Raw genomic sequence first — 12,627 nt, 5'->3', positions numbered from 1 at the left:
TGTCAGACATCCGCGGACGCTATATTCTTGTCGCTTGCAGCTTGCAGCTGTTTTTCAGTTACCGCGATCACGCCCGCTGCTGACTTCTTCCGGTACGTCCTCGCCCGAGGTGCGCTTGCGAAACAGCGCGGCCCTGGCCAGCAGCAGGGTGGTCACCGGCACGGTGATCGACAGCAGGATCGGGATCAGCCAGGCGTGCAGCACCGGGCTTTGCTTGAGCGCGGAAAAATACAGGATCGAGGCCAGCGCGACGCACCAGGCGCCAATGGTCGAGGCCAGCGCGGGAGGGTGCATGCGCTGGAAGTAGTCCTTCAGGCGTACCAGGCCAATGGCGCCAATCAGGGCAAACAGGCTACCGAGCAACAGCAGGGTGGATACCGCCAGCTCCAGCCAGAAGGGCAGTTCGATGGTTTCGCTCATTCGATCACCTCGCCACGCAGAAGGAACTTGGCCAGGGCAAAGGAGCCGACGAAGCCAAACAGGGCGATCAGCAGCGCGCCCTCGAAATAGGTGTCGCTGGCATAGCGGATTCCCAGCACCAGCATCATCAGCATGCCCAGAATGTACAGGTAGTCCAGGGCCAGTACACGGTCCTGGGCGGAGGGTCCGCGGAACAGCCGGATCAGTGCCAGGCCCATGGCGATGGCGAAGATGAACAGGCTGGCGAGGACGGCGTAGGCAAGCAGGCCGCTCATTCGAAGATCTCCATCAGCGGACGTTCATAGGTGTGCTTGAAGTGATCGATGAACGCGGCTTCGTCGTCCAGGTCGAAGACGTGCAGCAGCAGGACGCTGCGGTCCAGCGCCAGCTCCGACCAGACCGTGCCTGGCACCACCGTGGTGATCATCGACAAGGCCGCAAGGCCATGGGCATCACGCAGGGCCAACGGGATGTGCACGAAGGCCGAGCGTGGCGGCCTGCTGCCGGCGCGCAGCACGGAACGCGCGACCAGCAGGTTGGAGTGGATCACGTCGACGCCGACGCGGACGATCAGCCGGGCGATCGCCAGAGGGCGGCGCACATGGGCGTGCTGTGGCCGCAGCGGTGCCATCAGCAAGGGCGCCAGGATGCCCAGCGCGGCGCCGAACAGCAGGTTTCCCGGGCTGACCGACAGATTGAGCAGCAGCCAGAGCGCGAACAGTGAAACAGATAGCAGTGGGGCGGGGAACAGTCGCTTCATGGCTGCGCCTCCATGCCTGCGGTAGTCGGGCCGGGCAGGGCCTGAGCGGCCATCACCGCGCGGATATAGTTGTCAGGGGCCTGCAGGCTGGCCGCGGTATCCTGGGTATAGCGCAGCAGCGGCTCCGCCTTGAGGCTGAGGAAAACGCACAGGCCCAGCAGGATGACGATGGGCACCCCCTCGTAGCGACGCAGCACCGGCGAGGGGCGCTCTTCGGGTTTCCAGAAGCGCTGGATGCCGACCCGGCCGAAGGCGATCAGCGAGGCCATGCCGGAGAGCACCAGCAATGCGATCAGGGTCCAGCCCGCCGTCCCCAGTGGTTGCTCGGGCGCAACGCCCATGCCTTGCGGATTGAACAGCGCGCTGATCAGGTTGAGCTTGCCGATGAAGCCCGACAGCGGCGGCATGCCGATGATCAGCAGGGCGCAGGCGATGAAGCTCAGGCCCAGAAAGGCCATGGTCCAGGGAATGATCTGGCCGATCACTATCTGTTGCTCGTCGTCCAGGTTGATGCCTTTGGGGGGGTGGAGCGATTCCAGGGGCGGCGGCATCGCATCTTCTTCGTCCTCCAGCGGCGCTTCGTTGGCCGAGCGTGAGCGCTCGATCAGTTCGGCTAGCAGGAACAAGGCGCACAAGGCCAGGGTCGAGCTCGCCAGGTAGAACAGTGCGGCGCCGGTGAGCACGGGCTGACCGAAACCGATGGAGGCCATCAGCGTGCCGGCCGAGACCAGGATGCTCAGGGCCGCCAGGCGTTCCAGGCGTTGCGCGGCGAGGATGGAAACCGCGGCCACGGCGAGCGTCGTCAGTCCGCCATACACCAGCCACTCGCCACCGAAGTGCGCCGAGGCACCGGCCTGGCCGGAAAACAACAGGCTCCATAGGCGCAGCACGGCATACAGGCCGACCTTGGTCATGATCGCGAACAGCGCGGCCACTGGCGCGCTGGCCGATGCATAGGCCGGTACCAGCCAGAAGTTCAGCGGCCAGATGCCGGCCTTGGCCAGGAAGGCAATCGCCAGGATCGCCGCGCCGGCATGCAGCAGGCCGCGATCGGCCTCCGGCACCAGTGGCACCTTCAAGGCCAGGTCAGCCATGTTCAGGGTGCCGGTCACGCCGTAGAGCATGGCTGCGCCTACCAGGAACAGTGACGAGGCGAACAGGTTGATGGCGATGTAGTGCAGCCCGGCCTTGACCCGTGCCTTGCCCGAACCGTGCAGCAACAGGCCGTAGGATGCCGCCAGCAGCACTTCGAAGAACACGAAGAGGTTGAACAGGTCGGCCGTGAGGAATGCGCCGTACAAGCCCATCAGCTGGATCTGGTACAGCGCATGGAAGCTCGCCCCGGCGCCATCCCAGCGTGCCCGGGCGAACAGCAGGGCGCAGCTGCCGACGATGCCGGTGAGGGTGAGCAGCAGCGCCGAGAGGTGATCCACCACCAGTACGATGCCGAACGGCGCCGGCCAGTTGCCGGGCAGGTAGACGCCGATGGATTCGGCCTGGCCCTGGGTGCGCACCCACATCAGCAGCGTGACGGCGATGGCCAGGCCGGCAAAGGTGGAGAGCAGGTTGAGGCGGGCTTTCAGCCAGCGGTGCTTTTCGCCGATCAGCAGCATCAGCGCCGCGGTCAGCAGCGGCAGCAGGATCGGGGCGATGATCAGTTGACTCATGCCGCTCATTCGTCACGCTCCCGGCCATCCACGTGGTCGGTACCGGTCAGGCCGCGCGATGCCAGCAGCACCACCAGGAACAGCGCGGTCATGGCGAAGCTGATGACGATGGCGGTCAGTACCAGTGCCTGGGGCAGTGGGTCGGTGTAGTGCAGCAGGTCCTGGGGCACGCCGTCCTTGATGATCGGCTCCTTGCCGATGAACAGGCTACCCATGCTGAAGATGAACAGGTTGACGCCGTACGACAGCAGGCACAGGCCCATGATCACCTGATAGGTACGCGGACGCAGGATCAGCCAGACCCCCGATGCGGCCAGGACGCCGATGGCGACTGCAATGACTTCTTCCATCAGACGGCTCCTGCTCGGCTGGACTTGGCGGGATTGCCGGGGCGGTAGGCGCGGACCGACTGGTGTGCCAGCGCGGTGAGGATGAGCAGGGTCGAGCCGACCACCACGGTGTACACGCCGATGTCGAAGAACAGCGCGCTGGCCACGTGCACGTCACCCAGCAGCGGCAAGTGCAGGTGGGCGGTATGGGTGGTCAGGAACGGATAGCCCAGCAGCATCGCGCCGACGCCGGTAAGCGTGGCGCAGAGCAGGCCGGTGCCCATCCAGCGTAGTGGACGCAGGCTCATCTGGGCCTCTACCCACTGGGTGCCGGCAACCATGTACTGCAGGATGAACGCCACCGACATCACCAGGCCGGCGACGAAGCCGCCGCCGGGCTGGTTGTGGCCACGCATGAACAGATACATCGACACCACCAGGGCGATCGGCAACAACAGGCGCACCAAGGCCGCGGGCACCATCATGAAGCCCAGGGCGGTGTCGGTGGCATGGCGAGGGTTGACCAGGTCGGTGACCACATCCGGGGCCAGCAGGCGCTGTTGCGCGGGTAACTGCATGCTCTCCTTGGGCGGGCGGAAGCGGCGCAGCAGTGCGAAAACGCTGAGCGCGACGGCCACCAGCACGGTGATCTCGCCAAGCGTGTCGAAGCCGCGGAAGTCCACCAGCATCACGTTGACCGTATTGGTCCCGCCGCCCTGCGGCAGGGCGCGGCTGAGGTAGAACGAGGAGATGTCGTTCGGTGTCGGGCGGGTCAGCATGGCGTACGACAGCATGGCCATGCCGGCGCCCACCAGCACGGCCAGGACCAGGTCGCGCAGGCGGCGCAGGCGGGCGTGATCCTGACTGCCAGGCAGCGGTGAGACGCCCTCGATGCGTCGTGGCAGCCAGCGCAGGCCAAGCAGGATCAGCACGGTGGTCACCACCTCGACGGCCAGCTGGGTCAGTGCCAGGTCCGGGGCGGAGAACCAGACGAAGGTGATACAGGTCATCAGCCCGCAGACACCGACCATGATCAGCGCGGCAAGACGGTGGTACTTGGCCTGGTAGGCGGCGCCGAGGGCACAGGCGATGGCGATCAGCCACAGCGCGACGAACACGCCGGACCCAGGGATCTTTGGTCGATCACCCCAGCTCAGGCCGCTGAACAGCAAGGGTATGAGGCCCGCGAGGAACGCCGCCAGCACCAGCATGAACAGCTGCTTCTGCAGGCGGCGGGTGGTCAGCAGGCGTTCGATGCGGCGGGCCAGCAGCATCAGGCGCACCAGGCCGTGTTCGAACAGGCGCTTGCCATTGAAGCGCTCGATCAGCGGTGGATAGGGGAACCGTCCGCGCTGCAGCTGCTTGCGCAGCAGCAGGTAAAGGACGATGCCGCCGGTCATGGCGATCAGGCTCATGATCAACGGCGCATTCCAGCCATGCCAGATGGCCAGGCTGTACTCGGGCAGGGTACCGCCTACCACCGGCGTCGCGGCAGCGGCCAGCAGCGGGCCCACCGACTGCGCCGGGAAGATGCCGACCACCAGGCAGGTGAGCACCAGCAACTCGACCGGCGCGCGCATCCAGCGTGGCGGCTCGTGCGGGGTGTGGGGCAGGTCCTGGGCGCTCGGGCCGAAGAACACGTCGACGGTAAAGCGCAGCGCATAGGCCACGCTGAACGTCCCGGCGAGGGTGGCGATCACCGGCAGGGCCGCCTCGACCCAGGCGGTCGAGGTGATGAATACCGTCTCGGCGAAAAACATTTCCTTCGACAGGAAACCGTTCATCAAAGGTACGCCGGCCATCGACGCGCTGGCGACCATGGCCAGGGTCGCGGTGAAGGGCACCAGGCGGAACAGGCCACTGAGGCGGCGGATGTCGCGGGTGCCGCTCTCGTGGTCGATGATGCCGGCAGCCATGAACAGCGAGGCCTTGAAGGTGGCGTGGTTGAGGATATGGAACACCGCGGCGACGGCGGCCAGCGGGCTGTTCAGGCCCAGCAGCAGGGTGATCAGGCCCAGGTGGCTGATGGTCGAGTAGGCCAGCAGGCCTTTGAGGTCGTTCTGGAACATCGCGGCGAAGGCGCCGAGCAACAACGTGGCGGCGCCGGCGCCGCCGACGATCCAGAACCACTCCTCGCTGCCTGACAGCACCGGCCACAGACGGGCCAACAGAAACACCCCGGCCTTGACCATGGTCGCCGAGTGCAAGTAGGCGGATACGGGGGTTGGCGCTGCCATGGCGTGGGGCAGCCAGAATTGGAAGGGAAACTGCGCGCTCTTGCTCAGGGCGCCGATCAGGATAAGGGGCAGCAGCACCGGGTACAGCGCATGCTGGCGGATGGTGTCGCCGGCAGCCAGGACCTTGTCCAGGTCATAGCTGCCGACCACATGGCCGAGAAGCAGGGCCCCGACCAGCAGGCACAGGCCGCCTGCTCCGGTCACCATCAGCGCCATGTAGGCACCACGACGGGCGTCGGCACGATGATGCCAGTAGCCGATCAGCAGGAAGGAGAACAGGCTGGTCAGCTCCCAGAAGAACACCAGCTGGATCAGGTTGCCGGAGATGACCAGGCCGAGCATGGCGCCCATGAAGGCCAGGAAGAAGGCGAAGAAGCGCGGCACCGGGTCCTGGGGCGACATGTAGTAGCGCGCATACAGCGATACCAGGGTACCGATGCCCAGCACCAGCAGGCTGAACAGCCAGGCGAAGCCGTCCATGCGCAGGACCAGGTTCAGGCCCAGGCTCGGCAGCCACAGCAGCTCTTCGCGAATGACGCCGCCATCGGCAACCTGAGGGTACAGCAACGCCACCTGGACGGTGCCGACCAAGGCCACGAGCCCGGCGAGAATGGACTCGGCGTTGCGTGCGTTGTGCGGCAGGACAGCCGCCAGGCAACTGCCCACGAAGGGCAGAAGCAATAGCACAATCAATGACATAGCGTTCTGTTCTGAGAAGTTTGCCAAGGATCATACGTGCCGGGCGGTTGATCACCAACACGCAAGCGGTTGCAGGATCCTACAAATGTGCTGTGACAAGCTGTTTTTTTATAACAGTTTCTTACAAAGCATAGCGGGTCGTGGGTACTTTACAGGCCGACTTCGCGTTGACGTGCCTGCTCGTCCTGCGCCGGGACGGCTTCGTCCCGACGACGGATCTTCAGTTCGCTCACCACCACCGCCACGACGATCAGCAGCCCGCCGATCAGCGCCACGCCCGGCAAGCGTTCGCCAGCGATACGCCCAACGATGCCAGCCCACACCGGTTCGCCAGCGTAGATCAGGGTTGCGCGGGTGGGCGAGACCGACTTTTGCGCCCAGTTCATCGCCACCTGGATCACCGCGCTCATTGCGCCCAGGCCCACCGCGCTGACCAGCAGCAGCCAGGAGAAGTCGGGAATGCGCTCCTGGGTCGGCACGATCATCAGGAACGCCAGTGCCGACGCGGTGGCCAGTTGCACGACGGTGACCCGGCGCACGTCCACCTTGCCGGCATAGCGGCTGATGAGAATGATCTCGCCGGCGATGGCCACGGCGCTTATCAGGGTCACCAGCTCGCCCTCGCTGAAACGCAGGGTGCCGCTCTCGGGGCCGGCCAGCAGCATCAGGCCGACGAAGGCCAGGCAGATACCCAGGCTGGGCATCAGGCCCGGGCGGCGGCCCAGGATCAGCCACTGCAGGAGGGGCACGAAGGGAACGTAGAGGGCGGTGATGAATGCCGACTGGCTGCTGCTGATGGTCTGCAGCCCCATGGTCTGCAGGCCGTAGCCGAGCATGATCGAGACACCGATGAGCATGCCTGCCTTGAGCTCGGTGAGGGTCAGCCCCGCCAGCGAACGCGCCGACACCAACCCCACGAACAAGGCGGCGGCGGCGAAACGCAGGCCGACGAAGAACATCGGCCCGCTGACGGTCATGACGTTGTGCACGATCAGAAAGGTGCCGCCCCAGAGCATGGTGATGAACACCAGCACCAGTTCGGCCTTGCTCAGGCGAAAGGCGACGGTGGGTTTGCTGGCGGGGGGCTGGATCATGGCCTTGCACACTCGTAAGGGGCGGCGCACAATTCGCCACAAAGTGGGCAGTATACTGCGCATCCCCTACCAGTGAGCAATATAGTGCACAAAGATTCCGAGCACCGCGCATCGGTGCTGCAGCATGTCAGCCAGAACGTTCGCCGCCTGCGTGGCGATGCCGGCCTGAGCCAGGCCGCCCTGGCCGAGCGTTCCGGGGTCAGCCGGCGGATGCTGGTGGCCATCGAGGCGGGCGAGAAGAATGTCAGCCTGACCACCCTGGATCTCATTGCCGAAGCGCTTGGCGTGGCCTTCAGCACGCTGATACAGGCCCCCGACCGGCGTGATCCCAGCCGTATCGAAGAGCTGGCCTGGGCCGGCGAGCACCCTGGCAGCCGTGCCGTGCTGCTGGGCAGCAGCCCGGCACGGCGCGAGGTCGAGCTGTGGGAGTGGACCCTGGCCCCGGGCGAGTGCTATGCCAGCGAGGCCGATGCCTCGGGCTGGAGCGAGCAGATCTATGTGACCGAAGGGCGCCTGACGCTGATCATCGAGCACGCCCAGCGGCAGTTGGACAAGGGCGAGTTCTTCATCTTTCCCAGTGATTGCCGCTACGCCTATCGCAACGACGGCGAGGAGCCGGTGCGTTTCGTGCGCAATGTGGTGATCTGAGCGAGCGTGCCCGCCCGTCAGTCGTGGCTGAGTGGATGTGGGCCGGGACCTTCATCACCCAGGCGGTCGTGGTGGTTGCGCAGCGGACATTCCTTCAGCGACATGCAGCCACAGCCGATGCAGCCATCGAGCTGATCACGCAGCATCAGCAGCTCCTCGATGCGCCGGCTCAGATCGTCGCGCCAGCGCGCCGAAAGGCGCTGCCAGTCGTCGGCGCCGGGGGTGTGGTCACAGGGCAGGGCTTGCAGGGCGTTGGCGATGTCGGCCAGGGGAATGCCCAGGCGCTGGGCCATCTTGATCACCGCCACCCGGCGCAGCACGGCCCGCGGGTAGCGTCGCTGGTTGCCGGCATTGCGGGTGCTGTGGATCAGGCCCTTGGTCTCGTAGAAGTGCAGCGCGGTTACGGCCACGCCGCTGCGTGCGGCAAGTTGGCCGACACTGAGCAGGCGTTCCTGGGGCGATGGGGGCTTCATCGACGATAAACTCCTTGACCTTGAGTTAACTGGAGGTTTTACCCTCCACGACCATCTGCCGCAAGCGCTCGAAACGAGGAGATGTGTCATGACGGCCAACAGCCATTCCCTGTGGTTCACCCAGATGATCGAGTACGACGTGCCCCCGGTGCGCCAGGAGGCGCTGGCCGAGGCATTGGTCGCACGCAGCGAGCAGTTGGCGCAGCGTTGCGCGGGGTTGCTGAGTGTGAGCATTCAGGCCAGCGATGATGGACGCCGGGTGCTGCAGCATTTGCAGTGGCAGTCGCGGCAGGCCTGGGCCGCCGCTGCGGGGTGCTTCGTCGAGGAGCCCTTCCTTGACCTGCTCAGCCTGCATCAGGCGCGCGGGGTGAACTTTGCTGCCTACCAGGCGCTGCGCAGCCTGGTGCGCGGCGCCGATGGTGGTTTGCACTGCCAGCTGGGCGAGGCCCAGGCATAAATAAGGTGGGCTGCGTGTTCCAGGTCCGTCGAGTGTTCACGAGCGTCAGGGGGGGGGGCCTTGATGCGCGCTCGGCATGGCACTTGCGGCAAGACGTGTCTTGTTATGGTCGTGGCGATTGCGGGCGCCGCGCGGCTGTTTCATTATCGACGGCCTGGATCTGTCGAGACCTTTGCGCAGGAGAACGCATGAACAGTCAGTCCCCCCTTCACGAATCCGTACCGGCGCGGTTGGCGCGCGTGCGCGAGGCCATGGCCCGCGAGGGCGTGGACGCCCTGCTGGTACCCTCGGCCGACCCCCACCTGTCCGAATACCTGCCAGGTTACTGGCAGGGGCGGCAATGGTTGTCCGGATTCCAGGGCTCGGTGGGCACGCTGGTGGTCACGGCAGATTTCGCCGGGCTGTGGGCGGACAGCCGTTACTGGGAGCAGGCGGACAAGGAGCTTGCTGGCAGCGGCATCGAGCTGATGAAGCTGCGTCCTGGACAGCCGGGCGCGCTTGAGTGGCTGGGGGAGCAGGTCAATGGCACCGTCGCGGTGGATGGCGCGGTCATGGCTGTGGCGCCGGCGCGCCAGTTGAGTGAACGTCTACAGGCCCGGGGAGCCAAGTTGCGTACGGACCTGGACCTGCTTGCGCAGGTGTGGCTCGATAGGCCGCAACTGCCGGGCAATCCGGTTTACCAGCACCTGGCGCCACATGCCACGGTCAGTCGAGCGCAAAAGCTCGCCGAGCTGCGGGGCACGCTGCGGGAAAAAAGCGCCGACTGGCATTTCATCGCCACCCTCGACGATATCGCCTGGCTGTTCAACCTGCGTGGTAGTGATGTTTCCTATAACCCCGTATTCGTCTCCTTTGCCCTGCTGAGCCAGGACAAGGCCTACCTGTTCGTCGGGCGGGACAAAGTCGATGATCATCTGCGCCTGGTGCTGGCCGCCGATGGTATCGAGGTTCGCGACTACGCCGAGGTCGACGACGTGCTGGCCAGGCTTCCAGCCACGGCGAGCCTGCTGGTGGATCCGGCACGGGTAACCCGCGGCCTGCTGGACAACCTGCATGAGCAGGTGCGTCTGGTCGAGAGCATCAACCCGACCACCCTGAGCAAGTCGCGCAAGGAGGAGGGGGATCTTGTACATATCCGCCACGCCATGGAGCAGGATGGTGCCGCGTTGTGCGAGTTCTTTGCCTGGTTCGAGGCCAGCCAGGGCAAGCAGCGCATCACCGAGCTGACCATTGACGTAGAACTGAGCGCCGCTCGTGCCCGTCGTCCTGGCTTCGTGTCACTGAGCTTCTCCACGATTGCGGCCTATAACGCCAATGGTGCGATGCCGCATTACCATGCCACCGAAGAGTCCCATGCAGTGATCGAGGGCGATGGCCTGCTGCTGATCGACTCAGGTGGACAGTACCTGGGTGGGACGACCGATATCACGCGGATGGTGCCGATCGGCGAGCCGAGCCAGCAACAGAAAGCCGATTGCTCCCGCGTTCTCAAGGGCATGATCGCGCTGTCGCGGGCCAAGTTCCCGCGAGGGATCCTCTCGCCGTTGCTCGATGCCATCGCCCGGGCGCCGATCTGGGCGGACCAGGTCGATTATGGCCACGGGACTGGCCATGGCGTCGGTTACTTCATGAACGTGCATGAGGGGCCGCAGGTCATCGCCTATCAGGCTGCGGCCACGCCACAGACCGCGATGCAGCCTGGAATGATCAGCTCGATCGAGCCTGGGACCTACCGCCCGGGGCAGTGGGGAGTGCGGATCGAGAACCTGGTGGTCAGCCGAAAGGCCGGTACCAGCGAGTTCGGTGAGTTCCTGGCGTTCGAGACCTTGACCCTGTGTCCGATCGACACGCGTTGCCTGTTGGTCGAGGCGCTGGGTAGCGAGGATATCGCCTGGCTGAACCGCTACCACCAGACGGTGCGGGAGCGGTTGGCGCCGCTGTTGGAAGGCGATGCGCTGGCTTGGCTGGAGCGGCGCACCGCACCGCTCTGAGAATGATGGAGCACTGAAAATGAAAGGGCAGCCACTGGCTGCCCTTCTTGCATCTGTTACTTGCAGATCACGATCATGCTTCGGCTGGTATAGCCGGCCGGATTGATGCCGAATACATAGTCGCCAGGTTCTTCGTCGGTGTCGCCGGACCGGGCGATGACCTTGTAACCCTTGCTGCTGCAGGAGCTGGCGGCCTTGCTGTAGCACTTCTCCCACGACGAGGACAACCCCGAGCAGTTGATATGCAGGCCCTTCTTTCCCCGCTTCACTTCGGTATTGGCTGTCGCGGCGCATCCAGCGATGGCCAGGATGGCCAGGATGAGCAAAATACGTTTCATTCCTGTCCTTATGCGGGCCCGACTACATTGTCAACGGGCCAGTCGTTTACGCTTCGTGTCTTCCTTGAAGGTCCCCGATTTCCATATGCGGCTCAGTAGATAGCGTCAAGATTATGATTTGGTGACAGCTTAATCAGCGATGCAGGGCGGTACAAGGTTGTGTAGGGGTTAAATGCAAATATTTCTCAAATCAGTCGACGGCTACGGGTGGGGGTGTCTCCCGTTTCATCGAAAGGGTTGCGCCCACTGACGCGGTGATGATCGCGAGGATCGCCAGCCATTGCCAGGCAGTGAGCCGCTCGCCCAGGAACAGTAGCCCGGACAGTGCACCGAAGGCGGGCTCGATGCTCATCAATGTGCCGAAGGTGCGGGCGGGCATGCGGGTCAGGGCAACCATCTCAAGGCTGTAGGGCAGGGCAGTCGAGAGGATGGCGACACCCAGCGCTACGGGCAGCAGGGCGGGTGTCAGCAGGGCGCTGCCCGCATGGGCGATGCCGATTGGGGCAACGAAGATCGCTGCGATGACCACGCCCAGGGCGGCGGTCTGGATGCCGTTCTCGGCACCGGCCTTTTGTCCATAGAGGATGTACAGCGCCCAGCACACCCCGGCGCCCAGGGCATAGGCGGCGCCGACCGGGTCAAGTTCGCTCCCCGTCTGGCCGACGGGGATCAGCAGCAGCAGGCCGATCACCGCCAGTGCGATCCATACGAAATCCAGTGCTCGACGCGAAGCCCAGAGTGCCACCGCGAGCGGGCCGGTGAACTCCAGGGCCACGGCGATACCCAGCGGTACGCTGCGCAGAGACATATAGAAGAGGAAGTTCATGCCGCCAAGGGCCATGCCGTAGATGATCACGCTGCGCAGGGTGCTGGCATCCAGGCGTGCGCGCCATGGCCGCAGCAGCAAGAGCATGATGATGCTGGCGAAAATCAGCCGCAGCGCGGTGGTGCCCTGAGCGCCGACTACGGGAAACATGCTCTTGGCCAGTGAAGCTCCAGATTGGATGGAGGCCATGGCGATCAGCAGCAAGCCGATGGGGAAGAGGGTGGCGGCCAGGCTGCGGTTTGGGGTGTTCATGGGGGGTTCCGTTTTAATTATGCGCGCAAGGGTGCGCAATATAGTGCGCAGTGGTGGACGGGTTGGCAAGGTTGGGATGGGGTTATAGGTGGTGTGACGGCTGCCAGGTGCCTGTCTTGGGGGTGGGTTGTGTTTGTTAGGTGTTCGCCGAGGGATAGTGGTGAGTCTCAGAGGTGTTCGCCGAGGGTTCTCTGGCGCCTACAAGATCGAGCGCCGCCCGCGCGGCGCATCGCGACGCAAGGCCGCTCCTACATTTGTTTCGGGCCAGTCCATCCTGCGCCATTGCCTGGTCCGCCTTGTTGGTACGACGCGGTTTCAGTGTGGGCACCACTGGCGCCTCACCTGTCTCAAGGCATGCACCAAGGCGGGCAACCATGGCCTGACAGGTTCGGCACGTTGCAACAAATGTAGGAGCGGCCTTGCGTCGCGATGCGCC

At 64.8% G+C, this 12,627-nt stretch carries 13 protein-coding genes; 3 read left to right on the top strand and 10 right to left on the bottom strand.

The features are described 5' to 3' along the window. Positions 1–54: 54 nt before the first annotated feature. From ACYUME_RS17335 to ACYUME_RS17305, 7 genes are all read right to left on the bottom strand, one after another. Complete coding sequence (locus ACYUME_RS17335; protein WP_279888566.1) at positions 55–420, bottom strand: Na+/H+ antiporter subunit G; 366 nt, start codon at positions 418–420, stop codon at positions 55–57. Next, on the bottom strand, positions 417–695 hold the full coding sequence (locus ACYUME_RS17330) for a K+/H+ antiporter subunit F (protein WP_279888564.1): 279 nt from the start codon (positions 693–695) through the stop codon (positions 417–419). The genes ACYUME_RS17335 and ACYUME_RS17330 overlap by 4 nt, the downstream gene beginning before the upstream one ends. Continuing rightward, positions 692–1,180, bottom strand: coding sequence for a Na+/H+ antiporter subunit E (locus ACYUME_RS17325; RefSeq protein ID WP_279888561.1), 489 nt, complete (start codon positions 1,178–1,180; stop codon positions 692–694). The genes ACYUME_RS17330 and ACYUME_RS17325 overlap by 4 nt, the downstream gene beginning before the upstream one ends. After that, positions 1,177–2,856: a monovalent cation/H+ antiporter subunit D gene (locus ACYUME_RS17320; protein WP_460415973.1), complete on the bottom strand. Its 1,680-nt coding sequence runs from the start codon at positions 2,854–2,856 to the stop codon at positions 1,177–1,179. The genes ACYUME_RS17325 and ACYUME_RS17320 overlap by 4 nt, the downstream gene beginning before the upstream one ends. Further along, complete coding sequence (locus ACYUME_RS17315; protein WP_013971840.1) at positions 2,853–3,197, bottom strand: Na+/H+ antiporter subunit C; 345 nt, start codon at positions 3,195–3,197, stop codon at positions 2,853–2,855. The genes ACYUME_RS17320 and ACYUME_RS17315 overlap by 4 nt, the downstream gene beginning before the upstream one ends. Further along, the gene (locus tag ACYUME_RS17310) at positions 3,197–6,112 is read right to left on the bottom strand and encodes a monovalent cation/H+ antiporter subunit A (RefSeq protein WP_460415971.1); all 2,916 of its coding nucleotides are present in this window, start codon (positions 6,110–6,112) and stop codon (positions 3,197–3,199) included. The genes ACYUME_RS17315 and ACYUME_RS17310 overlap by 1 nt, the downstream gene beginning before the upstream one ends. 149 nt (positions 6,113–6,261) lie before the next feature. Then, positions 6,262–7,206, bottom strand: coding sequence for a DMT family transporter (locus tag ACYUME_RS17305; RefSeq protein ID WP_279889012.1), 945 nt, complete (start codon positions 7,204–7,206; stop codon positions 6,262–6,264). 84 nt (positions 7,207–7,290) lie between these two features. Between ACYUME_RS17305 and ACYUME_RS17300 the strand changes: the two genes are divergently transcribed. Beyond that, positions 7,291–7,854 (top strand): helix-turn-helix domain-containing protein, encoded by a 564-nt coding sequence (locus ACYUME_RS17300; protein ID WP_279911499.1) that lies wholly within the window; start codon positions 7,291–7,293, stop codon positions 7,852–7,854. A gap of 17 nt (positions 7,855–7,871) precedes the next feature. Here ACYUME_RS17300 and soxR read toward each other — a convergent pair whose 3' ends face one another. Beyond that, the gene (soxR, locus tag ACYUME_RS17295) at positions 7,872–8,327 is read right to left on the bottom strand and encodes a redox-sensitive transcriptional activator SoxR (protein WP_279888909.1); all 456 of its coding nucleotides are present in this window, start codon (positions 8,325–8,327) and stop codon (positions 7,872–7,874) included. Between the two features lie 88 nt (positions 8,328–8,415). Between soxR and ACYUME_RS17290 the strand changes: the two genes are divergently transcribed. Next, positions 8,416–8,784 carry an antibiotic biosynthesis monooxygenase gene (locus ACYUME_RS17290; protein WP_279888911.1) on the top strand — a complete coding sequence of 123 codons (369 nt, stop codon included), beginning with the start codon at positions 8,416–8,418 and terminating at the stop codon, positions 8,782–8,784. A 188-nt stretch (positions 8,785–8,972) separates the two neighbouring features. Next, positions 8,973–10,775 (top strand): aminopeptidase P family protein, encoded by a 1,803-nt coding sequence (locus ACYUME_RS17285; protein ID WP_460415968.1) that lies wholly within the window; start codon positions 8,973–8,975, stop codon positions 10,773–10,775. Positions 10,776–10,831: 56 nt separating this feature from the next. Here the strand turns inward: ACYUME_RS17285 and ACYUME_RS17280 are convergent, their stop codons facing one another. Together ACYUME_RS17280 and rhtA are read right to left on the bottom strand one after the other, a co-directional pair. Beyond that, positions 10,832–11,113 (bottom strand): hypothetical protein, encoded by a 282-nt coding sequence (locus ACYUME_RS17280; RefSeq protein ID WP_279888916.1) that lies wholly within the window; start codon positions 11,111–11,113, stop codon positions 10,832–10,834. A 190-nt stretch (positions 11,114–11,303) separates the two neighbouring features. Further along, complete coding sequence (rhtA, locus tag ACYUME_RS17275) at positions 11,304–12,191, bottom strand: threonine/homoserine exporter RhtA (protein ID WP_460415966.1); 888 nt, start codon at positions 12,189–12,191, stop codon at positions 11,304–11,306. Positions 12,192–12,627 lie beyond the last annotated feature (436 nt).

Source organism: Pseudomonas sp. microsymbiont 2 (assembly GCF_054788395.1).
This window is presented reverse-complemented; position numbering and strand designations above follow the sequence as displayed.

Coding starts and splice junctions, on each gene's coding strand:
- ACYUME_RS17335 (WP_279888566.1), bottom strand. CDS start 420: ATGAGCGAAACCATCGAACTGCCCTTCTGGCTGGAGCTGGCGGTATCC.
- ACYUME_RS17330 (WP_279888564.1), bottom strand. CDS start 695: ATGAGCGGCCTGCTTGCCTACGCCGTCCTCGCCAGCCTGTTCATCTTC.
- ACYUME_RS17325 (WP_279888561.1), bottom strand. CDS start 1,180: ATGAAGCGACTGTTCCCCGCCCCACTGCTATCTGTTTCACTGTTCGCG.
- ACYUME_RS17320 (WP_460415973.1), bottom strand. CDS start 2,856: ATGAGCGGCATGAGTCAACTGATCATCGCCCCGATCCTGCTGCCGCTG.
- ACYUME_RS17315 (WP_013971840.1), bottom strand. CDS start 3,197: ATGGAAGAAGTCATTGCAGTCGCCATCGGCGTCCTGGCCGCATCGGGG.
- ACYUME_RS17310 (WP_460415971.1), bottom strand. CDS start 6,112: ATGTCATTGATTGTGCTATTGCTTCTGCCCTTCGTGGGCAGTTGCCTG.
- ACYUME_RS17305 (WP_279889012.1), bottom strand. CDS start 7,206: ATGATCCAGCCCCCCGCCAGCAAACCCACCGTCGCCTTTCGCCTGAGC.
- soxR (WP_279888909.1), bottom strand. CDS start 8,327: ATGAAGCCCCCATCGCCCCAGGAACGCCTGCTCAGTGTCGGCCAACTT.
- ACYUME_RS17290 (WP_279888911.1), top strand. CDS start 8,416: ATGACGGCCAACAGCCATTCCCTGTGGTTCACCCAGATGATCGAGTAC.
- ACYUME_RS17285 (WP_460415968.1), top strand. CDS start 8,973: ATGAACAGTCAGTCCCCCCTTCACGAATCCGTACCGGCGCGGTTGGCG.
- ACYUME_RS17280 (WP_279888916.1), bottom strand. CDS start 11,113: ATGAAACGTATTTTGCTCATCCTGGCCATCCTGGCCATCGCTGGATGC.
- rhtA (WP_460415966.1), bottom strand. CDS start 12,191: ATGAACACCCCAAACCGCAGCCTGGCCGCCACCCTCTTCCCCATCGGC.